Here is a 23,338-nt window from a genome sequence, read left to right as displayed (position 1 = left end):
AGAAAAACTTATCAATAGGGCTGTTTGTATAAATTTATTTCACCGCAAGCGTTTGCGGTGAAAATGGAAAATTAATCTAATGTGAATGAATGTTTATGAAGCAACGTTTTATTAATATTGATGCGCATAATGATCGCGCCTATAAAAGCACCGATATCAACAACTGTTTAATGTGAAATAATATGTTTTTGCATTGATTCGATAATTTGTGCCGTCATGCCCCAGATGAAATGCTGTCTATATGGGATAGCAAATACACGATGACTGCTTCTTTTTAGGTCAAATTTGGTGCTATACAATTTTTTGGGGTTCAGAATATGGTTGGCAGGAACCTCAAAAACTGACTCTACTTCATTTGGGTCAATATGCGTTTTATATTCCGGAGAAACAAAAGCCAAAAAAGGTGTCACATTAAATTGACTAATCGTTGGTAGTGTAGGCAGTTGACCAAACACATGAATATGCTCATCTTCTATCCCAACTTCTTCTTTGGTTTCCCTTAAAGCTGTATTCACGAGCTGAATATCTTCCTGCTCATATTTGCCACCGGGAAAGCTGATTTGTCCCGGATGATGGCGTAAGTGGGCTGCACGCTTAGTCAGAATGACTTGTAACCCGTCATCGCGTTCCACAAAACCGATTAAGACTGCCGCATCTCTCAGGGACTTTTCTTTCATCCATTTCAGTCGTGCAAGGGACTCTTTGTGGTAGCCCGTTGGAAGCCGAAATTGAAAGTTCTGTAGTAAATGAGTTTTGTCGATAACCAAACTGAGTCCTTATTTATCGTGCCTAACCATTATTTATTATACTCAAAGACGGCAAAGCGTATGGCGTTATCGTTACTGGTTACCAAATAAAACATTCGCATTAAAGCACTCGCCAGCACTTTCCCTCTTTGTGTTGTGTGTCTCACTCTGCTTGAACATATTAATTTGAAACTTATAAGGTTATACACCATTCTTTATTTTAGGACGTCACTATAGGGCAAGTATTGGCCAATGAAAGGGATTATTTTCACCGAGTTCATGGAGTTAGTAGAAGAGAAATTCGGCCTTGATGTGTTAGACCAAGTTCTCGATCTTTCTAACGATGAAGGTGTTTACACCGCTGTTGGTAGTTACGATCACAAAGACTTGGTTAAGTTGATCGTGAATCTCAGTAAAGTATCTGGTGTTCCCCCCGAGCAACTGCAAGAAGTGTTTGGAGAGTGCGTCTTTTTGAATTTACTTCGCTCCATTCCTAGTCACGCCAGTTTGCAACAGTGTGAAACGACGTTTCAATTTGTTCGCCATGTTGAAGACTTTATTCATGTCGAAGTTAAGAAGCTCTATCCTGATGCTAACCCTCCGCAATTTGATTTCATTAGTGAAAACCAATCCCAATTGGTATTTGACTACCACAGCGCAAGATGTATGTCTCACGTATGCTTAGGATTGATAAAAGGTTGTGCTGCACATTTTGGTGAGGTAGTTCATATCAAACATCAAAACCAGTCAGAAGATGGCAGCAAAGTACGTTTTTGGTTAGAGGCTCAATAAGAACGATATGACGGGAAGTTCCTCATTAGAAAGGAAACTCAAACGAGAAGTTGCATCAAGAAAAGCAGCTGAGCAGCTGTTGGAACAGAAAAGCTTAGAGTTATATGAATCCAACCAGCAACTCAGTGTTGCATTGAAAAAGCTGGAGCTGAAATCTAAAAAGGATCTGCGTAAGTTTGAGTTTGAAGAGCAAATTGATGCCACGTTGATTAAGTTCGGTCGTACTTTTTTATCGAGCACGTTCGATGAAGCAATGATAGCGAGCTTTATTGAGCAGCTCACTTCTAACTCGATCATTTCTGCGGCTTACTTGTTTCTTGACGCTACAAAGCTGAGCTCATTGCGTCGTCATCACTTTGGTCACTTACAGCTTCGTCATAACAACGAGATTTTAACTTCTCCTAATTGGCAGGGAGAGAATTTGCATTTGCCAGTTATCATTGATGGGGAAACGGTTGGGGAGTTGATTTTCTCTGTGTTGCAAGATCAAATCGATCAGTCTTTTATTTCCAAACAGATGGAGCTCGTGTCTGACTTAGTTCATGGTGTTATTGGTCGACACTTAAGTTTAGAGCGAGAGGTCGAGCTGAGAAAGCGGGCTGAGGAATCAGAAAAAGCGACGAAGGAGTTTGTCGCCATGATTAACCATGAGCTGCGAACTCCTCTCAATGGCGTATTGGGTAGTGCGGAGTTATTGAGTCGAACCCAATTAGAAGAAGAGCAGCGTCAATACTTGAGCAATTTGACTCAATCAGGGGACTTATTGAGAGTTATCATTAATGATCTTCTTGATTTCAGTAAGATGAATGCCGGTATGATGGAAATCATACATAAAGTTTTTGCCTGGGAGGAGCTTGAAAAAGCCATCATGGGTGTATTTGCAGCTAAGGCTGCGGAAAAACGCATCCATTTCTCTATCGATAAAAAGCTGGGGATCCCTGAATTTTTAGTCGGTGACTTAGAGCGCATTACACAAATTTTGGTTAACTTGGTGGGAAACGCGATTAAGTTTACTCACTTGGGTGGTGTCGTGTTACGTGTGGAATGGCTTAACGGCACGGCTTATTTTGAGGTTGAAGACACTGGTATTGGCATCCCAATAAAAGCACAGCCGTCACTATTTGATCCATTTGTCCAAGTTGATCGCTCGGCGAAACGCAGCTTTGAAGGTTCAGGTTTAGGTCTCGCGATTTGTAAAAATCTCGTGGATTTGATGCAAGGTCAAATTAGCTTTGAGAGTGAAGAGCGCAAAGGGACAACTTTTAAAGTTGCTATTCCTCTTGAGGAAGGGCAAGCACAAGGCACAGCAGAGGGGGAATTGGTCACCATAGAGCGAAGCGATTTAGCAGGACGCTCAATATTAGTGGTTGATGACATCAGAATGAATCAAGTCATTGTTACTCAAATGCTGAAAAAACTCGACATTACACCTGATTTAAAAGCCAACGGCAAAGAAGCATTAGAAGCGGTGAAAAGTAAAGACTACGAACTGATATTCATGGACTGCCGAATGCCTGAAATGGATGGTTATGAGGCGACGATGTATCTGAGAGAGCGTGGCTTTACTCATCCTATTATTGCATTAACCGCTGGCACTACCATCGAAGAGCGTCAAAAGTGTATTGATTCAGGCATGGACGACATCCTCACTAAGCCGTACACCGCAACCGATATTGAACAGATTATGTGTAAGTGGCTTGAGCAGTAGACGCTTCCTTTTAAAAAAGAATTTTTGTTGGCCAACGGCTAAAAGCTAAAGTACATGCAAATAAAATACACAGAAAAACGCACCACACTGGATAATGCCGATCATTTAACGATGTTTTTTGGGTCATTCTAGCGAGCCTTGGCGAGACTAAGAATCTAGTAGCAGCACGATGAGCGGGTAATGAAACAAATTTGACCACAAAGTGCTTGAATAGAAGAACCTGTATCACGCTCCTTCGTCGCTGTGCAGGGTGATGAGATACAGAAATATGCCACTCGCTGTTAAACGAGCGGCATTATCCGTTCTGGAGGCGTTTTAGATTGTTTTCGTCAATAGCATTAAAGCGACGTTGTCCGCGGTTGAAATCTACGATTGCAGCGCTGGTAAAATCTTTGAAAGCTTGTCCAACGTTTCTTGATACTCAGAGGCGCAATCGCTATCTGCCACGACGCCGCCGCCAGCCCAAGCGTAAAGTTTGTTTTGTTCCGCTACAAGAGTTCGGATAGTAATGCTGGTGTCCATACGACCATGGCGTGAAATGTAGCCAATACTGCCGCAATACGCGCTGCGTCGATGCGGCTCCAGTTCTTCAATAATCTGCATTGCGCGAACTTTGGGTGCGCCCGTAATTGAACCGCCTGGAAAACACGCTCGCAGCAAATCCGCAGGAGCGTATTGTTCATCCAAATTTGCACGAATGGTGCTCACCAAATGATGCACGGCAGGGAAGCTTTCAATATCGAAGAGCTTTGGAACGTGAACGCTACCCGGTGATGCAACTCGACCAATATCATTACGCAGCAAATCGACAATCATCAGGTTTTCTGCCTGATCTTTTTCCGCTGTCTGCAAGTCATGGGCATTAGCGTTATCTTGCTTTGGATCTTCGCTGCGTGGTCGAGTACCTTTGATTGGTTTCGTTTCAATGACGCGATCTTTGAGCTCTAAAAAGCGCTCTGGAGAGATACTCAAAATCGAAGACTCAGGCATACGGATAAACGCTGAGAATGGCGCTTGGTTGGCGGACTCCAATTTCAGATACGCTTGCCACTCGCTGCCTTGATACGGTGCGTTAAAGCGCTGCGCCAAATTGATCTGATAACAGTCACCGCTCAACAAGTATTCTTGCACCTTGTCAAAGCGAGTGGCGTAGCTCTCTTTCGTCATGTTTGACTGCCAATCACCAGACAAAGCGAAGTCAACGGTTTGTTCTGCTTTTTGCTCGTTTAACCATTGCCAAGCTTGCTCGATGTTCTGACCGACTAAGCATGCTTTTTTTAGCTGGTGGTCAACAACAACGGCCCATTCATACAGACCTACCGCCATATCCGGCGTGTTGAGGTCCTTTTCTGCCACTTCTGGCATCGTTTCTACGCGGCGACCTAAATCGTAACTGAAGTAACCGAGCGCACCGCCGACAAAAGGCAAATCCAATTCTTTATTTAACTCTACGTGAGGAAGCCACTGTTCTTGCAACTGATGAAGCAGCGCAAATGGGTCATCTTGAGTTGAATAGGCATTCGATGGTGTTTCAACTTGTGTGTTGTCGGCAGTGGTTTCTAACGTTGCAATTGGGTTGGCAACCAATACATCGAAGCGGCTATCGATATGCGTTTTTGATGCAGAACGCAGCAACATCGCCCAAGGTAGGTGTTGAATGCGAGAAAAAAGGTGAAGAGCAAACTCTGGTGCGTATTCCAGCGCTTTAAAATCAATGAATTGATTGTCCATGTTGTTCATTTGTGTAATTTGTGACAAAGAGATCGTTCACTGCATGGCATGTCATGGGCAGCAAGAGTATCATATTCCTCTGTATAGCCAAACTCCCTCTATTCATAGGGTTTTGAGATGGTTTACAAGTAGGCAACTTCAGCATTTCGTGTGTCGATATCAGCCGTTCGACAATTGTTTATAAAAAACGAAGCTCAAAAGAGCAATAAGCTCAACAAACACGATTGAAGCCAAGCCAATAATGGAAGCATAACTATAACGAGGCATGTAATGACGGTAATACGCAAGCAGGATGTGATCAGCAGTGTCGCTGATGCGCTACAGTATATTTCTTACTACCACCCGCTAGACTTTGTTCAAGCTCTTGAAAAAGCCTATCACCGCGAAGAGAGCCAAGCCGCTAAAGACGCGATTGCTCAGATCTTAATTAACTCCCGAATGTCCGCAGAAGGTCACCGTCCAATTTGTCAGGATACTGGTATTGTGACGTGTTTCGTCAACATCGGTATGGGCGTGCAATGGGATTCGACCGACATGACGGTTCAGCAGATGGTAGATGAAGGTGTTCGACAAGCGTACACGAACCCTGATAACCCGTTGCGTGCGTCCGTACTTATGGACCCTGCTGGTAAACGTATTAATACCAAAGACAACACGCCTGCCGTCGTACATATCAACATGGTTCCGGGCGATAAAGTTGAAATTCAGATCGCTGCGAAGGGCGGCGGTAGCGAAAACAAAACTAAGATGGTGATGCTAAACCCATCTGACGATATTGCTGAGTGGGTAGAAAAAACGCTACCAACAATGGGGGCGGGCTGGTGTCCTCCTGGCATGCTTGGCATTGGTATCGGCGGTACGGCTGAAAAAGCAGCGGTATTGGCAAAAGAATCTCTAATGGAACACATCGATATTCAAGAGCTTATTGACCGTGGCCCACAAAACGCAGAAGAAGAGCTTCGTTTGGATATCTTCAATCGCGTGAACAAACTTGGTATCGGTGCGCAAGGTCTTGGCGGTTTGACGACTGTTGTCGACGTTAAAATCAAAACTGCGCCAACGCACGCGGCTTCTAAGCCTGTTTGTTTGATCCCGAACTGTGCGGCGACTCGTCACGTACACTTCACGCTTGATGGTAGCGGCCCAGCAGAGCTAACACCACCTAAACTAGAAGATTGGCCAGATATCACTTGGGAAGCGGGCGAAAATACGCGTCGCGTAAACTTAGACACAATTACTAAAGAAGAAGTACAAGAGTGGAAGACAGGCGAAACGGTTCTTCTATCAGGTAAAATTCTGACTGGTCGTGATGCTGCTCATAAACGTATTCAAGGCATGCTAGATAACGGTGAAGGTCTACCTGAAGGCGTAGATCTAAACGGTAAGTTCATTTACTACGTAGGCCCTGTCGATGCAGTTGGTGATGAAGTCGTTGGTCCTGCTGGCCCAACAACATCTACGCGTATGGATAAATTCACCGACATGATGCTAGAAAAGACCGGCATCATGGGCATGATCGGTAAAGCTGAGCGTGGCCCTGCAACGGTTGAATCTATCAAGAATCACAAAGCGGTTTACCTAATGGCTGTCGGTGGCGCTGCGTACTTGGTGGCGAAAGCGATCAAGAAAGCTCGCGTTGTCGCATTTGAAGATTTAGGTATGGAAGCGATTTACGAATTTGAAGTTGAAGATATGCCAGTAACAGTGGCTGTCGACTCAAATGGTGTTAACGCGCACCAAATCGGTCCAGACACTTGGAAAGTGAAAATTCAAGAGATGGAAGCATAAGGCAAAGGGCAATCTTGCTGCGTCTCAGTAGAGAGAATGTGACAAGGTGCTGATTTACCTAGCAAACAATTGACAAAAGTGCAGCGAAACCTGCACTTTTTGTCTATATAATTAAGGATATAAACCTTTAGGCATAGCAATCAAACGTTATGCGAACAATAATTAGGAGACGGCATGCCTCGTTTTATTCAGATTCTACAAATTATTCTTGCTGTAGTGATAGGTGGCTTTGTTGGCTATGACTTGATTCTTCACGGTATCAGCATCTTTGATGAAAAGTACGTGACCATCACATGTGTGTTGTGGCTGATTTTAGAAATCGCTCTATTTGTTATCTATAAGTTGATCGAAGACGACTAGGCTTAAAGAAAGCGGGTTCCTGTTTAACATAGTAATCAGCGAATATAGAGTTACTAATGCTGTAGATTAAGTAAGCCTCTGAACCACTCAGGGGCTTTTCTTTTTTTAACACAGCATTAAGCCGGATGTTTTGTTCATCTTTTATTAAGGTATATAAAGTTAAACTCATAGGATTCGGGATAGAACAGTATTCATAGCTCGAAATTCGAAGTCGCTGACAACGTTGTTTTAAAGTGGAGTAAGATAAAGAAGCGTAATGAAGAGAATAAAGAAAGAAGTTAATGACTTTATCAACAGAGGTATGGACTCTAATGTTCGAATTGCTGTCACCGGACTTTCTCGTGCCGGTAAGACGGCATTCATCACGTCATTAGTGAATCAGCTTCTTCATACTGCAACCCATGACAATTTGCCTCTTTTGACTGCGGCTAGAGATAAGCGCCTTATTGGGGCGAAGCGTGAGCCTCAATCGAATATGATGGTGCCACGCTTTGCTTACGATGAGGCGATGAGCCAAATTCATGCGACTCCACCTCAGTGGCCAGTACCGACACGTGATGTGAGTGAGATTCGCTTAGCGCTCAAGTACAAACCAAATAAAACCACGAAAAAGCTGTTGAGTAAAACCGCAATTTTAAATGTTGATATTATCGACTATCCAGGAGAGTGGTTGCTCGACCTGCCTTTATTGGACATGGACTTTGCAACGTGGTCGCAAACTCAGTTTGATGCACTTAAAGGCCAGCGTGGCGATTTAGCCAAAGCTTGGCTTTCTGAACTGGAGAAAGTGGATCTCTTTGCAGAAGTGAATGAGAAACTACTTGAGAAAGTTGCACACACATACACAGAGTACCTTCATTCTTGTAAAGACGCTGGCCTTCATTGGGTTCAGCCTGGCCGCTTTGTATTACCTGGTGAGCTAGCAGGCGCGCCGGTGCTACAGTTTTTCCCGTGTCGTGTTGATTCAGAAAGCAAAGCGTCCAAGGGCAGTAACTTAGCGATGCTAGAAGCCCGTTTTCATGAATACCAACAGAAAGTCGTGAAAGCGTTTTATAAGCATCATTTTGCGACCTTCGATCGCCAGATTGTACTGGTGGATTGTTTGCAGCCTCTCAATGCTGGTGATGAAGCGTTTTACGACATGCGCCAAGCGCTAGAACAGATCATGCATAGCTTCCGTTATGGTCGTAGTAGCTTTTTGCGTCGTTTGTTCTCACCAAAAATCGACAAAGTGTTGTTTGCTGCTACAAAAGCGGATCATATCACGCCCGATCAGCACCCAAATTTGGTGTCTCTGCTCCAACAAATGGTGCATCCAGCATGGCAAACGGCAGCCTACGAGAATATTGAGATGAGCTGCATGAGTATCGCTTCCATCCAAGCAACCACGACGGGGTTTATTTCCTCTGGAGATAAGACCATCCCGGCGTTACAAGGAACAACATTGGGTGGTGAGCCGATGACTATGTTTCCCGGAGAGGTGCCGAAAAAGCTACCAAATGCAGCTTATTGGCAAAACAACGGGTTTGATTTTACGTCGTTTCGTCCGATGCCCTCACCGAATGATGAGCCAGTGAAGCACATACGCTTAGACAAAGCACTGGATTACCTGATTGGAGATAAATTGAAATGAGTGAGTTGAAGCAAAAACAAGTTTTCTCTGAAAAGGTAATGGAAAAAGAGCAGCAATCGAATCAACCGGAGTTGACGGCGCAGCAAACATTCGGCGAAAAAGAAACATTTGTACCTGTTGAAGTTAAAGAAGCGCACCAGGAGACCGAACAGGAATTGCAACTCGAGCATGTCATTCGTCCAAAATCGGGCAGAAAATGGCTCGCGACTGGCGCATTTGCAACTTTTGCTGGTTTGGTTGGCTGGCAAGCGGTGGACTCGGTTATAACCGCAATTCAGGCTTCTGATTGGCTGGCCTTAAGCTGGACGGGGTTTATTGCTGCGATCGCTTCGCTTGGTTTAGGAGCTATGGGTAAAGAGCTTTGGAAACTGCGAAAACTACGAAATCATTTTAGTGTTCAAGAAGAAGCAGAAGCACTTGTTAATAGTGAGAGCGTTGGGAAAGGGAAAGCCTTTTGCGAAACCGTAGCAGAACAAAGTGGTGTGATGGCAGAGAATCCGGGCTTTGATCGTTGGCAGAACAGTATTAACCCTGCTCATAGTGACGCTGAAATTCTTGATATGTATGACTCGATGGTGGTGAGCCAACAAGACAAGTTGGCAACGAAAATCGTATCACAGCACGCAACCGAGTGTGCGGCCCTAGTCGCCGTGAGCCCTCTGGCTGCCGCTGATATGTTGCTGGTGGCTTGGCGAAACTTCAAAATGATCGACAACCTCTCCAAGGTATATGGGGTAGAGCTAGGTTATGCATCTCGCATCAAGTTACTAAGAGCGGTATTTGTCAATATGGCGGCGGCTGGTGCCAGTGAGCTCGCTATTGATGCCAGTATGGACTTGATGTCGATGGATCTTGCTGGCAAAGTTTCTGCTCGTGCGGGGCAGGGGCTAGGTGTTGGTATTCTAACGGCACGTTTGGGCTTGAAAGCGATGACCTTATTGCGTCCACTACCCTGGTATCCTGACCGTCAGGTTAAGTTGGGCACCATACGCAAGGCAGTGGCGGCGAAAGTTGCATCAATTACGATGAAACCGTAACGAATATCAACTTTGATGGATAGGATTGCTTGACGCCATTCCAAGCATGATAGAAACTACTGTCAACTTTTCCTGACAGTTGTGAATTGGGATATTTTAAGTGCGTCTTGAAGTCTTATGTGAAGATCGACTCGGCTTGACCCGAGAACTGCTCGATATTTTAGCGTCTAAAAGCATCGACTTGCGTGGTATCGAAATCGATATTAGCGGTATTATCTATTTGAATTGCCCGGATATTGATTTTGATACGTTTAGTGAGCTGATGGCTGAAATCCGCCGTATTCCGGGGGTGAAAGACGTACGTAAAATCCAGTTTATGCCGATGGAGCGCCACAATACGGAGCTGCTCTCGTTAGTTGATAACTTGCCCGATCCGGTTTTTGCCATTGATCTTAAAGGTGCCGTAGACATGGCAAACATGTCTGCACTTTCATTGCTTGGCCTTCACAAGCAAGAAGTGATTGGTACTCAAATCGGTGCTTTGTTACCAAGTGTTCGTTTCTCTCGTTGGTCTGAGGGTGTGAATGGCCGAACACGGGAAAACCTTGTGATTGATGGCTTGGACTATGTTCTAGAGTTGATGCCCGTTTATATCCGAGACGAAGCGCAAAACTCGACTCTAGCGAGTACTCTAATGACGATTCGCTCTAGTCAGCAAGTTGCCAGAATTGAAGAAGCGCTACCGCTGCATAATCCTCTGGGTTTTGAGCACTTTGTTGGTCTATCGAACCGTCATAAAGCACTAATGAACCAAGCTAAGAAGCTGTCTGTGCTTGACCAACCATTGTTGATTGAGGGCGAAACGGGGACCGGTAAAGAAATGCTTGCTAAAGCTTGCCACAGCCGTTCTAGCCGTGCGAGCAAACCATTCCTAGTTTTGAGTTGTGCTTCGATGCCTGACGATGTAGCAGAAACCGAACTTTTTGGTCATGCGCCGGGTTCATTTAATCATGAACAAGGCCACAAAGGCATCTTTGAGCAAGCAAATGGCGGGACGGTATTTCTTGATGAAATCGGTGAAATGAGCTCGCATCTTCAAATCAAGCTGTTACGTTTTCTACAAGATGGTAATTTCCGTCGTGTCGGTGCAGAAGATGAGATGCATGTCGATGTTCGTATCATCGCTTCAACAAAACATAACCTTGCCGAGCTTTCTGAAGCAGGAATGTTCCGTGAAGATTTGTTTTATCGTCTCAACGTACTTACGCTCAGCATTCCTCCGTTACGCAAGCGCTCAAACGACGTTGCACCATTGCTTGAGTTGTTTGTGTCGAAACATGCTCAACAGCTTGGGATTGATAAGCCAGAGTTTGATGATGGTCTAGTTGATGCCCTTGCAAATTATCAGTGGCCAGGAAACATGCGCCAGCTGGATAACATGGTTCTTCGAGCGCTCACGGAAATGGATGGTGGTATACTAAACGCGGATCACTTCAATTTACCTCAGCCTCAGTCAGTCGGCGCTGGTAGTGCAACGCTTAACATCGACGGTTCATTGGATGAGATCATGCGTGATTATGAATCTCAAGTTCTGGAACGTTTGTATCAGTCATTCCCATCAAGCCGCAAGCTTGCTAAGCGCTTGAATGTATCGCATACCTCAATCGCTAATAAACTGCGTGATTACGGTATACGTAAGAATTAATCGAATTGAACGAAAAGACGGAATTAATCATTTGTAATGGAAGATAACAGCTCATCTATCGCCGTTCATAAGTTGGACGGTGACTTGCTTCTTCGTACCGCTGAAATCGGTGACGCAGATATGATTGCCGAATATTTTCAAGCGAATCGAGAATACCTGAAACCGTTTGAACCGAAACGTGAAGAGGCTTTTTTCTCAGTGAACGGTTGGTTGCAAAAGCTTATCAAGCTCAATGAGCTGCATCGAATGGGATTGGGGTATTATTGCCTTTTAGTCAGAGCCTCTTCGGGTGAAATGCTAGGTACGATATCCTTTAGTAGTTTGAGTCGTTTCCCTTTTTATTCTTGTAACGTCGGATATTCTCTCGCTGAAAAAGCGCAAGGGCATGGTTATATGCGTCGTGGATTAACCATGGCTTGCGACTACATGTTTAATGTCCAGAAACTGCATCGTATTCAAGCTGGCTACATGCCTCACAATAAACGTAGTGAATCTGTGCTAGAGCATGTAGGGTTCAACCGAGAAGGGTATGCAAAAGATTACCTTTTGATTAATGGTGAGTGGCAAGACCACGTCCTAACGTCGCTTATTAATCCGAATTGGCAGCCAGAAGGACGATAGTATGGAACGATTGGAAAAGCAGTTAGCACTTGTAATCGAGCTCGATAAACTCAAAAGCATTTTGCGCCGAACTCGAGTTAAAAGTGCTGAAGGGCGCCTCGAAAATAGTGGTGAGCATAGTTGGCATGTCGCACTGATGGCAATATTGATGGAAGAGCATGCGAATGCACCTGTTGATATTTGCCGAGTGATGAAAATGTTATTGATACATGACGTAGTAGAGATCGACGCGGGCGATACCTTTGTTTATGATACTGCTGCGTCTCAAGAGCAAGCAGAAAAAGAAATCAGAGCCGCAGAGCGCTTGTTTGGTATGTTACCCAGCGATCAGGAGCAAGAGCTATTGGCGCTTTGGCATGAATTTGAAGCCGCGCAGACCGATGATGCTAAGTATGCAAAAGCACTCGATCGGTTAATTCCAATGCTCTTGAACTACCATAATAATGGTCAGAGTTGGAAGGAACATGGTGTCTCACGCGAACAAGCACTTACCATTAATAAACGAATTGAATTTGGCTCTGTTACCTTATGGGACAAAGCGAAAGAGTTGATTGAAGAAGCCACAGAGAAAGGTTGGCTGAAATCGTAATAAAGGAGACTGAATGTCTTATTTGCCTTTGGACGAATACCAAAGAAAATGGATTTTTACGCATCAGTCGATGCCTGTGCCAGAAGAAGATTTGGCTTTTATTAAGCCGATGAGCCAAGCCCGCTCAGCACAATTTTGGAAAGAAAATATCAGTGCTCAAAGCCCTGATATGGATAGACTTAGTTCCCAAGACTGGCCAATGAATGAGGCGAATTGGTCTGAAACTGTGGATTGGATGGCTGCGTGGGAGTCGGATGATCCTGACATGCCAGCGGAAGCTGAGGCACATATCGATTGGCAAGACGATGTAACCGTTTACTTTTGCTACGAGAAGTACAATGTCATCGAAACGAAATGGTCTATTTTTAAAAAGCACTGGAAGAACTTTCTCTTTTATGACGATGGTCCGATACTAATAGGACGTCGCCGTTCGCAAGCACTTTGGTTTGATTCAAAAGGCAATGTGAAACTCGGTGTTCGTCAATAAAGAGTTATAAAACAAAGCCACCTTTCGAGGTGGCTTTGTTTTTCTAAAGGCTGGATAATGGACTCAACACACCACCAGCCCCGCGCTCGATAACGTGAGTATAGATTTGCGTGGTTTTTACATCAGTATGCCCTAATTGTTCCTGAACAGTTCTAATGTCTGCGCCAGATTCCAATAAATGCGTGGCAAAACTGTGTCTTAGTGTGTGGCAAGTTACAGTTTTCTCAATGCTTGCGTCGCTTGCCGCGCGCTTTACTGCTCTTTGTATTGCGCTTTCATTGATATGATGCCTTCTGAGTTCACCAGTGTCTCGATCTGCGCTTAACTTTGTTGATGGAAACAAAAAGTGCCAGTTAAAATCTAGCTCCGCTTTTGGGTATTTACGTCGTAAACCTTCAGAGATGTATACGCCCGCATAACCAGGCATGTGCCTATCTTTAAAGTAATAGTTTCTTGCTAAATTAACTTGAGCTTTGAGTGGTTCATGCAGTTCTTTGGCTAATGTGACTGTACGATTTTTACCTCCTTTTCCTTGCCAAACGCGAACTGCACCATAATCATAATCGATGTCTTGAACTCTTAAGCGTAAACATTCCATAACTCGAAGCCCTGAGCCGTAAAGCAGCTGAATATGGAGTCTATACCTCGGGTCGATATGCTGAACGAATCTTCGGATCTCCTCCCTGGTTAATACAACGGGAAGTTTCTTTTCGGTCAAGGATTTCTGAAATCTCATATCAAGTGATAGTGGGGTTTTGAAATAATCACGATATAAGAATGATATTGAGTTCAGCGCCAAAGCTTGCGTTTTTACCGCAACTTTTTCTTCTACCGCTAAGTAACTCAGAAATTGAATGACATCATCTTCTGCTAGTGTTGATGGGTGTGCAAGCTGGTGAAAAGTGATAAAGCGTTTTATCCAAAATAGATAACTTTCGATAGTTTTATTCGCATAATGACGAGTAAGCATGTGCTCTTTTACACTAAGTAAAAACTGACTTTTCATGATAAATTAACCTGTTTATTTATACAGCTCCGTTAATGTATCACCACTTTTGAAATTAGCGTGCTGTGCGCCGACTAATTGCGCGCGCTACCACACATATTCATACTGTTTTTCTATTTGTTTCATACATATAAGTGCTACGATTGATAGCGCTTTTGATAAGAAAGAAGGCGGTAACCTGCCAGAAAAACGGCAAATCGCCGTATAGAAAGCGTTATGAGCTAAAGGGTAATTAGGAGAATAGTTCTATTGATCAGTGTGGCTGTTTTTTGTGTCATTGTGGGTTTCTACTTTTGGTATGGAGAAAGTGATACGTCGGTAAAGGAAGCGTGCATTGCAATGCTTGCCTATATTGCGTATACGATTTTGTATTTGTTTGTTCCGCCTTTCCCTTCGGGTACATCATCACAAATGGGGCAATTATACGGTTTTGTGCCACTGTTATCTTTTGGGGTCATTTTATTTCCGCATTTCAATACACAATCACCGGAAGCAATAACACGAACAATCGGTTGGATTGGTCTTGTCACAGTTGCACTTATCCTCGTTTGTTTCAAACTTTTTGTCTGGTAAGTGGGCAACGTAAGTACGCTCATAACAAACTGTTCAAGAGGGATTCAGCACGCGTGACATTATTGGTATGCGTTGATTTTAGTGGTTAAGGCGGCATGCGGCGGCATAGGTATTGCGTGCTTCACCCCTTAACAGGGCGTTATACGCAGGGTGAGTTTTGCTGCTAATCCCTTGCGTCAAAGACTCCTTCTCTTGTGGCTTATCGCTTTGTTTAATTCGCATTAGTTCCTCTTAGTTTTGCTAAATCATTAGGTAATCGACTCCAAGCCTTCATGCCCAAATTCTAAATTTGCGAGTGTTGCCCAATCTGGGTAAATAAGGCAAGTTCGATACGGTAGTGTTTGTTGAAACTCCGCTTTGCCAAATTGTCAGCCTAAAAGCTTATGTGCTTGCTGAAGTTCTGTTTTCTTTGGTGTTGTGTGTTTCAAGTGCGCTTCAATCAAAAATCGCTGAATGTCTTAGTCTCACAAAAGTGCATCAATACACATAAAAATTCGTGCTTACAAAGTGGGGCTCGGCTTAAAATCGTAGCTTCAGCGTTGGGCGTATAACAAAGCATTTAAGCGCGATTCACAACGCGTGGCATTTTCGGTTTGCGTCGAGTTTTGTATTTAAGGCGCAATGCGGTAGCCGTTGTGTATTGCGTTGTTCACGCCTTAATGCGGCGTTATAGCGCAGGAGGAAATAATGCGTAAGACTATCAGTGTTACTGACAAAGAAGAGGTCGCAGCTCTAAAGCAGTTGGTCATGGATTCAATCGATAAATCTGTTGAACAAATCCGCACTGAACAGGATGCATACGGGTTATTTTCAAAAATGAAGTTTGGTGGTGTCGGTTTTGATCCGCTGGATTCTGATCGTGAGTTGAATGTAATTGAACAAATTAATCAATCATTTACTTACTTAGCGTCATTTAACGCAATGGAGGTCTTGTTTAAGCATCACTCTGAACTTGCTCCATATACTCTAAATTTAGGTACAGCGCCTGGCTCAGATATTGAGTCAAATTGTGGAACGTTAGCGGCTGAAGTTTTTGCATCAGTCACCCCAAGCAATAATCAAAAACTCAAAAAAGATATCGACAAGGTTGCCGCTACAGATGCGCAGCTAAAGTATGCATTTTTTATGTGTCCGAATTTTGGGTATGGACGTCAGACTAAGTTTGAGCGTGATGGTGTAATGGTATGGGCGCTTGAAGGTGCAAATGCGCTATAACAAACTGTTTAAGAGTGATTCGCAACGCGTGGCATTTTTACTATGCGTTGGTTTTAGTGTTTAAGGTGATATGCGGGAGCTTCGGTATTGCGTTGCTCACACCTTAACAGGGCGTTAGTGTTTACATCAAAATTTACGCAAAAATAGGGTAGTTGTATGAGTAAATCTGTCTATATTGCTGGTAGTTTTAAAAATCTAGAAAAGATGCAGGCTATACGAGAAACTTTGGTCAATGCAGGTATTGAAACTACTATCTCTGAGCCTCTTCAAGCTAACGGTATTGATGGTTGCTTGCAACGCATTCGAGAAGCCGAAATTACCTACATTCTAAACTTTGGTGGTTACGTCGGAAAAAGTGTAGCAATGGATATTGGTTATGCTTTAGGTCTCGGTAAACCAGTTTATGCTCTTGAGCCTATTGAAGACCCAAGCATCACTCACTTGCTAACACGTGTTGTCACACCAGATGACGTCATTGTTGAGCTCAGTGGAAATAGTAAAAACTAACAAACTGTTCAAGAGTGATTCGCAACGCGTGGCATTTTTACTATGCGTTGGTTTTAGTGTTTAAGGTGGTATGCTGCAGCTTCGGTATTGCGTTGCTCACACCTTAACAGGGCGTTAGGCTATTGAGGAGAATTTGAGCTTGAAAACAGTTTGCGTAGCTCTAAGTATGTTGCTTGTTTCATCGCTTGCATATGCAGCAGTTGTTCCTGATTTTCAGGGGCATTATGAGCGGTATAACAATGATCAATTGGATACTGACACTGCCTTTATTGACTTAACTAAGGTGGGTTCGAACACCTACGAACTATCAGGGACATCAGTTTGGGTAGGTGACTCTTCTTCTGGCCTTGTAAATTTTGGAGAAATCGACGGAGTCGTAACGTTAAAAGGTAATCAAATAGACTATGACGTTGACGGCTGTACTCTCCAAATTTTATTAGAGCAAGATACCCTCGTAGTGAGCAAAGACAACGGTTGTGGGGGGCTAAATGTCACCTTCAATGGGACGTACGTGAGAACCCCAGAGAATCAATAGCCTAACAAACTGTTCAAGAGTGATTCGCAACGCGTGGCATTTTTACTATGCGTTGATTTTAGTGATTAAGGTGGTTTGCAGCGGCTTCGGTATTGCGTTGCTCACACCTTAACAGGGCGTTAAATTCTTGAGGGTTTATGAGAGCATTTCGAAATGTATCAAAAGGGGTGCAGGGTAGCCTCAAGTCACTTTATTCCGTTCTAGACAATAAAACGAACGAGAGCATTGAGGATTGGCAATGTGTTGCAATCACTGTGTTCGATCATTGGTTAACACGAGAAGAGTTTGAGCAATATTTTACTAATCGTTCGTTAGACCAACAAGCCGATATCGACCTACGTTGGCATTTGTTTCATCGTCTTCTAGCGGAGGATGTTTCGTGTTACCAGTACAAATATAGATCTGTTAGTCGGTTGATATTTAAGGAGCCAAGAAACAGCTCTTTGTTTGTCCGTCGTTTATCTAGGTTTTCAGTTGCGGATGCTGATGCTTTGCAGCTCGTAATTCCAGAATATCGGGCTGTTTTCGTACAAGGTTATGACGATACATGTTCTCTTTACTTTGAGTGTCGAGAGTCTGTAAAGCCTCTACTCCATGAAATTAGAAAGTTGAGCATGTATACGTCAGAACGAATTTAACAAACTGTTCAAGAGGGATTCGCAACGCGTGGCATTTTCACTATGCGTTGGTTTTAGTGTTTAAGGTGGTATGCGGCGGCATCGGTATTGCGTTGCTCACCCCTTAACAGGGCGTTAGGCATCAGGAGGAAACTTGGATAAATTTTCAATTGAATTACTAGAGAAAGTGAACGGATTCTATGCGACATCTTTCTCTCAACTAATGACAATTACACTTGGTTTGGTTGCATTCGTCGGTGTTTTGATTCCGATCTTGTTTACTTTTTACCATAATCGAAAAGTGAAATTAGAGTCTGAGTTGCTACAAAAACATATTGAGCAAAAGGTACTAGACGCTCAAGCTGAGCTTATGAAATATATTACTCAAGAGATCTGTTCGAAGTTTGACTCAGCTAGCTCTGAGAACGATAAAAGGTTGCATGTTCTGTCTGCTGGTTTATTTCATCTTCAAGCTAACTTTCAAATTAAAAATAAAAGCTTTAAGAATGCTACGGATAGTAGCTTTAGCGCCATATTTTCATGCATAGAGGCGCACGATGAATTAAACCTGAAGCGTGGCTTGGAAGTTCTAATGAAACGTTGCCTACCATTTTTAACGCCAGAGCATGCAGTCAATCTAAAAGAACTGGATTTTAACCTAAGTGAGCTAATTACTGCCCTAAAAGGCATTAATGAGAATGGTCGTTATACTGACACCATATTTGAGCTTTCAGCAGTCAAGCATGAGCTGCTTAATAAACTGTCTACACACCATGAGGCGAATGCCTAACAATCTGTTCAAGAGGGATTCGCAACGCGTGGCATTTTCACTATGCGTTGCGTTTGGTGTTTAAGGCGGTATGCGGAAGCATCGGTATTGCATTGCTCACCCCTTAACAGGGCGTTATGTAAATTTCGTTACCTAAGCGGGATGGTGTTTTGTATAATGTGCAAATCTATGACGTTTAAGGTTAACTTGTATGAAACTTATTACTCCAATAGCTTTGCTTACATCATTGCTGCTCCCTTCATTCGGCTACAGTGCTACCAAAATTGACTCTAAAGATGCTCCTTTCCATGAAGGTGAAGACGTAATAGCTTGTGGTACTTTAAAAGAAGTATCTCGTTTCAAGCGTGGGCTATACCTAAATATGGATGATCGCTTCCCAAAACAATCTCTAACACTTGTTGTATGGGAAGATGATCTCGTTGAATTTAAGCAAGAGCATGGCTCACTGCAACAGTTAGTAGATAGCAGAGTTTGCGGTAAAGGTACTGTTTCAGAATATCGAGGGCGTAGCCAAATAAGTTTGTACAATGCGTTTTCACTAAAGGTAGATACGCGAAAATAAATTTACATAACAAACTGTTTAAGAGTGATTCGCAACGCGTGGCATTTTTACTATGCGTTGCGTTTAGTGTTTAAGGTGTTATGCGGCGGCTTCGGTATTGCGTTGCTCACACCTTAACAGGGCGTTAACTTTCTTTTGAGTTTGGAGGTAAATTTGTCAGTAGGCTCAATTGGTAAAAAGCAAGCAAAGTCTGGAAACGTTGGGTACAGTGATCCAGTAACGATCCATGAAACCACACGTTCAAGAATAGACTTTGTTCCATTTTATATAACTAAATCTCATGGCGTAGAGCTTGCTGGAAAGATCATCACGTACAAGAAAGACAAAACCCCTTTTGGGTGGCTTCCTGTTGATGAGAAATCTGTGTCGTTACAAGCAGGTTCGTTACTCAAACTATATGAAGCTATTAAATCTCACGTTGCGGTTAAAGATGAAACAGAGGGTGACTTTCTTCTAATTCGTGTCAATGACGGTACAGCTCAATTAGCTGAGCATGACCCTCAATCCGTCGCAAATGCGTTAACAGCAGTGTTGTCTCAAACTGAAATCGTTAAGCATCTGGAAAATACAGACCTATCTGATGAATTAGCAAATGCATTAAAAGGTTCTATCCGCCTAAAAGACATGAAGTCAGCAGTTAATCAATTGCGTAACCATCTAAACAACCAAGAAAACGATGAAAAGATATACCAAAAGTGGTGTGAGGAATATCCTTGGGCATTTGGTAATGCATACGTCGTTAACGACGATGTTAGAGCTATCTCCCCTCACGACCACTTAGACTTGATGCTATCCAATGTTATTGGTGGCTTTAGGGATATCATCGAGTTGAAGCGCCCGAATATGGAAGTTTTAAACTACGATAGTTCTCATCGGAATTTCTATTTTTCTTCTGAAGTTTCTAAGGCAATTGGTCAATGTCATAGGTATATGGATGTCTTTAATGATGTCGCATCCAAAGGGTTAGCAGATCACCCTGAAATTGTTGCATATCATCCAAGAGCAACGATTGTTATTGGTCGCTCTTACGATTGGACTGCTGAAAAGCACAAAGCGCTACATGGCTTGAATTCACGACTAACTAGTTTATCAATAATGACTTACGATCACCTTTTGAACCAAGGAGAAAGGCTTGTAAATTTACTTGAACCTAGTCAGTGTACTGAAAGTGAAAGCAATTCTGTAGATAATGGTGATTGGTTAGATTTCGAGTTTTAGAAAGTTAACAAAGCATTTAAGAGTGATTCGCAACGCTTGGCAGTTTCGCTTCGCTCAAGTATAGCCAAGCGCAGCTCACACCTTAATGCGGCGTTAGGCAATTTCATGTAATTGTATCAAGTAAGGATTAAGAATGAGTGATTGGGAACATCTATATGATATGCACGCTCAAGGTTATAGTGCAGAGCAAATAGCTGACGCGGCAGCTTGCGGATACAATCCATATGAAACTACCTTGGAAGAACTAGGCTTTTCTTCCGAAGAGTGGGAGCCCTTGGACAACACTCTCGATAGTGAGGCTTTTGAAGTTAACCCTGAACTTGTAGCAATTTTTATGACGTTGGTTGAAAGTGCTAAATCATTTTATTTGCATACAAATCGCTATCTACAGATCTGGGGAGAGCTAGGTGAGCTATATGCTGAAATTGAGTATGGGATCAGACGGCATAAGCCATGTACAAGAGGTTCAGATGGAAAGTTAGGCAACGATTTTATCGAAATTAAAACAATTTCTCCCGAAAAGAGGAAAGACGAAGTTAAGGTGAAACTAGCCGGAAACTTCAATAAGCTTCTTATTGTAAAGATATCCGCGGATTTTAAGTTTGAAGGGCAATTAATTGCTCGGAAGGATCTACCTAAAGGTGAAGGTAAGCATGCAAGAGCTCAATGGACAGATAATCAAAAGCGCGCCCATCGGAATTATCAGCAAACGGTAATCACTAAAGCAATGACGAGTTCGCCTTCAGCTAAAATCTATGTAGCTTTAAAGCATCCAACCGCTCTAGATCTGGATCTTCAAAACAAGCTTGGTCTATCAGAGGCTGAATTTTCTAAGGCTGTTCATGAACTTTCTAGTTCCCAAAAGATTGTACGTTCCCAAGAAGACAGGAATAAGTGGGTGCGCAATATAAATTAGCCTAACAAACTGTTTAAGAGTGATTCGCAACGCGTGGCATTTTTACTATGCGTTGGTTTTAGTGTTTAAGGTGGTATGCGGCGGCTTCGGTATTGCGTTGCTCACACCTTAACAGGGCGTTATATGCTTCAAGGATAATGATGAAAAAAGTAGTACTTTCAATATTCTGCTTAATGGCGTTTAGTCAGGCTAATGCTGACGTCAAGCTAGACTTTCCCTTCCAGAAAAAGTTTGAAGTGTATGAGATTAGCGGGAATAGTGTTGAAGAAATTGAGCGCTCATTTAACGCTAGACCTGAGTTTCTTGTAAATGAAGGCTTTTACGGGTACACAGCGTGGAAATACGACTTCCATACGAATGATGATTCTTGCGAAATTCATAAATTTGAGCTTGAAGTTACCTATACACTTCCGCAGTTCGAAATGTCTAAGACTTCAGCTGAGTCAGCTGAGGAGTTTCGCCTATATCTTGAGAAGCTCTATCGCCATGAACAGATTCATTGTGCGCTTGCAGTTAAGTCAATGCACGAAATGTATTTAGCCTTCAAACGAGGGCAGCGTGGAGGGTGCAGTAGCGCAAATGATAGAGTCATTGAGCTTGAAGGTGATTTGGTGGAAAGTAATGCTCTGTTTGACGTTTATACATCGCATGGAGAAATTGAATTAACAGAGTCTCCTTTTGGTGAGGAGCCTTACTTGAAAATATGCGAAATACCTTTCGCGCCAATGTCACCACGCATATAACAATCTGTTTAAGAGTGATTCGCAACGCGTGGCATTTTTACTTTGCGTTGGTTTTAGTGTTTAAGGTGGTATGCGGCAGCTTCGGTATTGCGTTGCTCACACCTTAACAGGGCGTTAGTACGGGTTTGACATCATAGGTCATAAGTCTTGGTGTTTATCTGTTTTGGCGCTCGTCTTTACACCTTTCAGTTTGTACCTCCCACGTTCTTTCCGGTGGCACTATATGCGGAGTGTTTGCTTTGATTTCACCGTTTACGGCTTCTAACTCTTAGTCTATTTCTTTAGCGCTTCTTCATTTTCGTCGTGGCTTTTGAGAGAACCTTGATTACTTTTGGCGTGGCTGTTGAAGTACGAGGAAAGAATCCTTTTCTAATTTGAAGTCAGTAAAAGTAGCGGAGTTCAGTACGTTTTTCTTCTAGCCAACTTTCGTCTCTCTATCGATTTTAAGTTTTGTAGCTGCCCGTCTCACTTCAGTGTTCAAAGCCTTTCATATTATGCCACTTTTCAATATCTTGGAGCGCACAAATAGAAGTAGCGCATTTACTAACAAATTGCTTAAGAGTGATTCGTAACGCGTGGCATTTTTACTATGCGGTGGCTTATGATGATTAAGGCGCCGTGCGGTAGCTTTTGTATTGCGTTACTCACACCTTAGCAAGGCGTTATGTTTTAAGGAGGAAACTTGAAAGCTGGTGTAACTATAAGCTTGGCTCAAATCCCGATCGTGAGAGGCGACTTATGTGGGAATATTGAAAATCATATTAAAATGATCAAGAAATCATCTTCTTACAAAGCTGATGTTGTCGTTTTTCCGGAATTATCATTGACGGGCTATGAGCTAGACTTGGTTGCTGAGCTGGCTTTTTCACCTGAGCCGTTGAGTTTTAAAGAACTATCTCAAGCGTCAGTTGAAAATGAGATTATAGTTATTGCAGGTTGTCCGCTAAAAGCTAACAATTCCTCAAAGCCAACAATAGGTGCGGTAGTTTGTTTTCCCGATGGCTCAGTCCAATTTTATTCAAAGCAATATCTGCATGAAGGCGAAGAGAAGTATTGTTCTTTTGGGACGACCGATTACTTTTTTACTGTTAATGGGCATCAAATAGCACTGGCTATTTGTGCCGACTTCACAACACCGGAACATTCTCAGCGGGTTAAAAAGCTCGGTGCGGATGCTTATGTTGTAAGTGCTCTAATTTCTGGTAATGGCTTTACCCCTGATTCTAAAATCCTATCCGAAATTGCTTTAGAACACCGAATCCCTGTACTTCTAAGCAACCATATATCAGAAACAGGTGGCTGGGAAACTTGTGGTAAAAGTTCAGTTTGGGATTCATTTGGGAAGCTCGTTATTAGCTCTAGCGAAAAAGAAAGTGGTTTGGTTTTGTGTACCATTGCTGGCAATGAGCTCGAGGCTACTAAAACATAACAAACAATTTAAGAGTGATTCAGCACGCTTGGCATTTTTAGTTTGAATCAAGTTTAGTGATTACGGTGTTCAATTTGAGTTTGTGGCAGC

The 23,338-nt window shown here is 43.0% G+C and carries 25 protein-coding genes; 21 read left to right on the top strand and 4 right to left on the bottom strand.

The features are described from left to right. Nucleotides 1-167: 167 nt before the first annotated feature. The gene (locus tag R7E42_RS16700; RefSeq protein ID WP_005376901.1) at nt 168-767 is read right to left on the bottom strand and encodes a CoA pyrophosphatase; all 600 of its coding nucleotides are present in this window, start codon (nt 765-767) and stop codon (nt 168-170) included. 231 nt (nt 768-998) lie between these two features. Here R7E42_RS16700 and R7E42_RS16695 point away from each other — a divergent pair, with 231 nt between their 5' ends. Continuing rightward, nucleotides 999-1,538, top strand: a complete 540-nt coding sequence (locus tag R7E42_RS16695) for a heme NO-binding domain-containing protein (RefSeq protein ID WP_005388282.1) — start codon at nt 999-1,001, stop codon at nt 1,536-1,538. Between the two features lie 7 nt (nt 1,539-1,545). Beyond that, complete coding sequence (locus R7E42_RS16690; protein WP_005388280.1) at nt 1,546-3,246, top strand: ATP-binding protein; 1,701 nt, start codon at nt 1,546-1,548, stop codon at nt 3,244-3,246. Nucleotides 3,247-3,612: 366 nt separating this feature from the next. On the opposite strand, the gene pabB is transcribed toward R7E42_RS16690, so the two are convergent. Continuing rightward, entirely contained in the window at nt 3,613-4,977 is a 1,365-nt protein-coding gene (gene pabB, locus R7E42_RS16685; protein ID WP_182016838.1) for an aminodeoxychorismate synthase component 1, read from the bottom strand. Between the two features lie 270 nt (nt 4,978-5,247). On the opposite strand from pabB, the gene R7E42_RS16680 reads away from it, so the two are divergent. From R7E42_RS16680 to R7E42_RS16645, 8 genes are all read left to right on the top strand, one after another. Then, nucleotides 5,248-6,765: a fumarate hydratase gene (locus R7E42_RS16680; RefSeq protein ID WP_005376905.1), complete on the top strand. Its 1,518-nt coding sequence runs from the start codon at nt 5,248-5,250 to the stop codon at nt 6,763-6,765. A 174-nt stretch (nt 6,766-6,939) separates the two neighbouring features. Continuing rightward, complete coding sequence (locus R7E42_RS16675) at nt 6,940-7,125, top strand: hypothetical protein (RefSeq protein WP_005376906.1); 186 nt, start codon at nt 6,940-6,942, stop codon at nt 7,123-7,125. Nucleotides 7,126-7,381: 256 nt separating this feature from the next. Further along, nucleotides 7,382-8,758 (top strand): YcjX family protein, encoded by a 1,377-nt coding sequence (locus R7E42_RS16670; RefSeq protein WP_318072843.1) that lies wholly within the window; start codon nt 7,382-7,384, stop codon nt 8,756-8,758. Further along, nucleotides 8,755-9,795 (top strand): YcjF family protein, encoded by a 1,041-nt coding sequence (locus tag R7E42_RS16665; protein WP_005388274.1) that lies wholly within the window; start codon nt 8,755-8,757, stop codon nt 9,793-9,795. Before R7E42_RS16670 ends, R7E42_RS16665 begins: the two co-directional genes overlap by 4 nt. Before the next feature lie 100 nt (nt 9,796-9,895). Then, entirely contained in the window at nt 9,896-11,440 is a 1,545-nt protein-coding gene (tyrR, locus tag R7E42_RS16660) for a transcriptional regulator TyrR (protein ID WP_318072842.1), read from the top strand. Between the two features lie 36 nt (nt 11,441-11,476). Next, complete coding sequence (gene rimJ / locus R7E42_RS16655; RefSeq protein WP_005388271.1) at nt 11,477-12,061, top strand: ribosomal protein S5-alanine N-acetyltransferase; 585 nt, start codon at nt 11,477-11,479, stop codon at nt 12,059-12,061. A gap of 1 nt (nt 12,062) precedes the next feature. Beyond that, on the top strand, nt 12,063-12,650 hold the full coding sequence (locus tag R7E42_RS16650; RefSeq protein WP_005376917.1) for an HD domain-containing protein: 588 nt from the start codon (nt 12,063-12,065) through the stop codon (nt 12,648-12,650). 13 nt (nt 12,651-12,663) lie between these two features. Beyond that, on the top strand, nt 12,664-13,137 hold the full coding sequence (locus R7E42_RS16645; protein WP_017636094.1) for a DUF2947 domain-containing protein: 474 nt from the start codon (nt 12,664-12,666) through the stop codon (nt 13,135-13,137). A gap of 43 nt (nt 13,138-13,180) precedes the next feature. Here R7E42_RS16645 and R7E42_RS16640 read toward each other — a convergent pair whose 3' ends face one another. Next, nucleotides 13,181-14,143, bottom strand: a complete 963-nt coding sequence (locus R7E42_RS16640; protein WP_017636093.1) for an integron integrase — start codon at nt 14,141-14,143, stop codon at nt 13,181-13,183. A 258-nt stretch (nt 14,144-14,401) separates the two neighbouring features. Between R7E42_RS16640 and R7E42_RS16635 the strand changes: the two genes are divergently transcribed. After that, on the top strand, nt 14,402-14,716 hold the full coding sequence (locus tag R7E42_RS16635) for a hypothetical protein (protein WP_318072858.1): 315 nt from the start codon (nt 14,402-14,404) through the stop codon (nt 14,714-14,716). Nucleotides 14,717-14,794: 78 nt separating this feature from the next. Here the strand turns inward: R7E42_RS16635 and R7E42_RS16630 are convergent, their stop codons facing one another. Then, on the bottom strand, nt 14,795-14,938 hold the full coding sequence (locus tag R7E42_RS16630) for a hypothetical protein (RefSeq protein WP_318072841.1): 144 nt from the start codon (nt 14,936-14,938) through the stop codon (nt 14,795-14,797). Nucleotides 14,939-15,403: 465 nt separating this feature from the next. Here R7E42_RS16630 and R7E42_RS16625 point away from each other — a divergent pair, with 465 nt between their 5' ends. The 10 genes from R7E42_RS16625 to R7E42_RS16575 all read left to right on the top strand — a co-directional run bounded on the left by R7E42_RS16625 (nt 15,404) and on the right by R7E42_RS16575 (nt 23,248). Next, complete coding sequence (locus tag R7E42_RS16625; RefSeq protein WP_318072840.1) at nt 15,404-15,931, top strand: hypothetical protein; 528 nt, start codon at nt 15,404-15,406, stop codon at nt 15,929-15,931. A gap of 156 nt (nt 15,932-16,087) precedes the next feature. Then, the gene (locus tag R7E42_RS16620) at nt 16,088-16,438 is read left to right on the top strand and encodes a nucleotide pyrophosphohydrolase (protein ID WP_029863040.1); all 351 of its coding nucleotides are present in this window, start codon (nt 16,088-16,090) and stop codon (nt 16,436-16,438) included. A 139-nt stretch (nt 16,439-16,577) separates the two neighbouring features. Further along, a complete protein-coding gene (locus R7E42_RS16615) occupies nt 16,578-16,973 on the top strand; it encodes a hypothetical protein (protein ID WP_151514915.1) in 396 nt (131 codons plus the stop codon). A gap of 137 nt (nt 16,974-17,110) precedes the next feature. After that, complete coding sequence (locus tag R7E42_RS16610; RefSeq protein WP_031781084.1) at nt 17,111-17,611, top strand: hypothetical protein; 501 nt, start codon at nt 17,111-17,113, stop codon at nt 17,609-17,611. 133 nt (nt 17,612-17,744) lie between these two features. Next, on the top strand, nt 17,745-18,380 hold the full coding sequence (locus tag R7E42_RS16605) for a hypothetical protein (RefSeq protein WP_031781083.1): 636 nt from the start codon (nt 17,745-17,747) through the stop codon (nt 18,378-18,380). 190 nt (nt 18,381-18,570) lie between these two features. Then, nucleotides 18,571-18,942, top strand: coding sequence for a hypothetical protein (locus R7E42_RS16600; protein WP_167415273.1), 372 nt, complete (start codon nt 18,571-18,573; stop codon nt 18,940-18,942). 153 nt (nt 18,943-19,095) lie between these two features. Continuing rightward, nucleotides 19,096-20,160 carry a Shedu anti-phage system protein SduA domain-containing protein gene (locus tag R7E42_RS16595; protein WP_318072839.1) on the top strand — a complete coding sequence of 355 codons (1,065 nt, stop codon included), beginning with the start codon at nt 19,096-19,098 and terminating at the stop codon, nt 20,158-20,160. 133 nt (nt 20,161-20,293) lie between these two features. Next, nucleotides 20,294-21,076: a hypothetical protein gene (locus R7E42_RS16590; protein ID WP_101961164.1), complete on the top strand. Its 783-nt coding sequence runs from the start codon at nt 20,294-20,296 to the stop codon at nt 21,074-21,076. Nucleotides 21,077-21,216: 140 nt separating this feature from the next. Then, complete coding sequence (locus R7E42_RS16585) at nt 21,217-21,819, top strand: DUF922 domain-containing protein (RefSeq protein ID WP_206225641.1); 603 nt, start codon at nt 21,217-21,219, stop codon at nt 21,817-21,819. A 682-nt stretch (nt 21,820-22,501) separates the two neighbouring features. Then, nucleotides 22,502-23,248, top strand: a complete 747-nt coding sequence (locus R7E42_RS16575; RefSeq protein ID WP_180709712.1) for a carbon-nitrogen hydrolase family protein — start codon at nt 22,502-22,504, stop codon at nt 23,246-23,248. Nucleotides 23,249-23,338: the final 90 nt, after the last annotated feature.

It is taken from the genome of Vibrio sp. Vb1337 (assembly GCF_033338715.1).
Lineage (GTDB): Bacteria > Pseudomonadota > Gammaproteobacteria > Enterobacterales > Vibrionaceae > Vibrio > Vibrio alginolyticus.
The sequence above is the reverse complement of the archived record's forward strand: the minus strand, read 5'-3'. Positions and strand labels throughout refer to the sequence as shown.

Excerpts from the sequence above, each read along its gene's own strand:
- R7E42_RS16695 (WP_005388282.1), top strand. The coding sequence starts at position 999 with ATGAAAGGGATTATTTTCACCGAGTTCATGGAGTTAGTAGAAGAGAAA.
- R7E42_RS16690 (WP_005388280.1), top strand. The coding sequence starts at position 1,546 with ATGACGGGAAGTTCCTCATTAGAAAGGAAACTCAAACGAGAAGTTGCA.
- pabB (WP_182016838.1), bottom strand. The coding sequence starts at position 4,977 with ATGGACAATCAATTCATTGATTTTAAAGCGCTGGAATACGCACCAGAG.
- R7E42_RS16680 (WP_005376905.1), top strand. The coding sequence starts at position 5,248 with ATGACGGTAATACGCAAGCAGGATGTGATCAGCAGTGTCGCTGATGCG.
- R7E42_RS16675 (WP_005376906.1), top strand. The coding sequence starts at position 6,940 with ATGCCTCGTTTTATTCAGATTCTACAAATTATTCTTGCTGTAGTGATA.
- R7E42_RS16670 (WP_318072843.1), top strand. The coding sequence starts at position 7,382 with ATGAAGAGAATAAAGAAAGAAGTTAATGACTTTATCAACAGAGGTATG.
- R7E42_RS16665 (WP_005388274.1), top strand. The coding sequence starts at position 8,755 with ATGAGTGAGTTGAAGCAAAAACAAGTTTTCTCTGAAAAGGTAATGGAA.
- rimJ (WP_005388271.1), top strand. The coding sequence starts at position 11,477 with ATGGAAGATAACAGCTCATCTATCGCCGTTCATAAGTTGGACGGTGAC.
- R7E42_RS16650 (WP_005376917.1), top strand. The coding sequence starts at position 12,063 with ATGGAACGATTGGAAAAGCAGTTAGCACTTGTAATCGAGCTCGATAAA.
- R7E42_RS16645 (WP_017636094.1), top strand. The coding sequence starts at position 12,664 with ATGTCTTATTTGCCTTTGGACGAATACCAAAGAAAATGGATTTTTACG.
- R7E42_RS16640 (WP_017636093.1), bottom strand. The coding sequence starts at position 14,143 with ATGAAAAGTCAGTTTTTACTTAGTGTAAAAGAGCACATGCTTACTCGT.
- R7E42_RS16630 (WP_318072841.1), bottom strand. The coding sequence starts at position 14,938 with ATGCGAATTAAACAAAGCGATAAGCCACAAGAGAAGGAGTCTTTGACG.
- R7E42_RS16625 (WP_318072840.1), top strand. The coding sequence starts at position 15,404 with ATGCGTAAGACTATCAGTGTTACTGACAAAGAAGAGGTCGCAGCTCTA.
- R7E42_RS16620 (WP_029863040.1), top strand. The coding sequence starts at position 16,088 with ATGAGTAAATCTGTCTATATTGCTGGTAGTTTTAAAAATCTAGAAAAG.
- R7E42_RS16610 (WP_031781084.1), top strand. The coding sequence starts at position 17,111 with ATGAGAGCATTTCGAAATGTATCAAAAGGGGTGCAGGGTAGCCTCAAG.
- R7E42_RS16600 (WP_167415273.1), top strand. The coding sequence starts at position 18,571 with ATGAAACTTATTACTCCAATAGCTTTGCTTACATCATTGCTGCTCCCT.
- R7E42_RS16590 (WP_101961164.1), top strand. The coding sequence starts at position 20,294 with ATGAGTGATTGGGAACATCTATATGATATGCACGCTCAAGGTTATAGT.
- R7E42_RS16585 (WP_206225641.1), top strand. The coding sequence starts at position 21,217 with ATGAAAAAAGTAGTACTTTCAATATTCTGCTTAATGGCGTTTAGTCAG.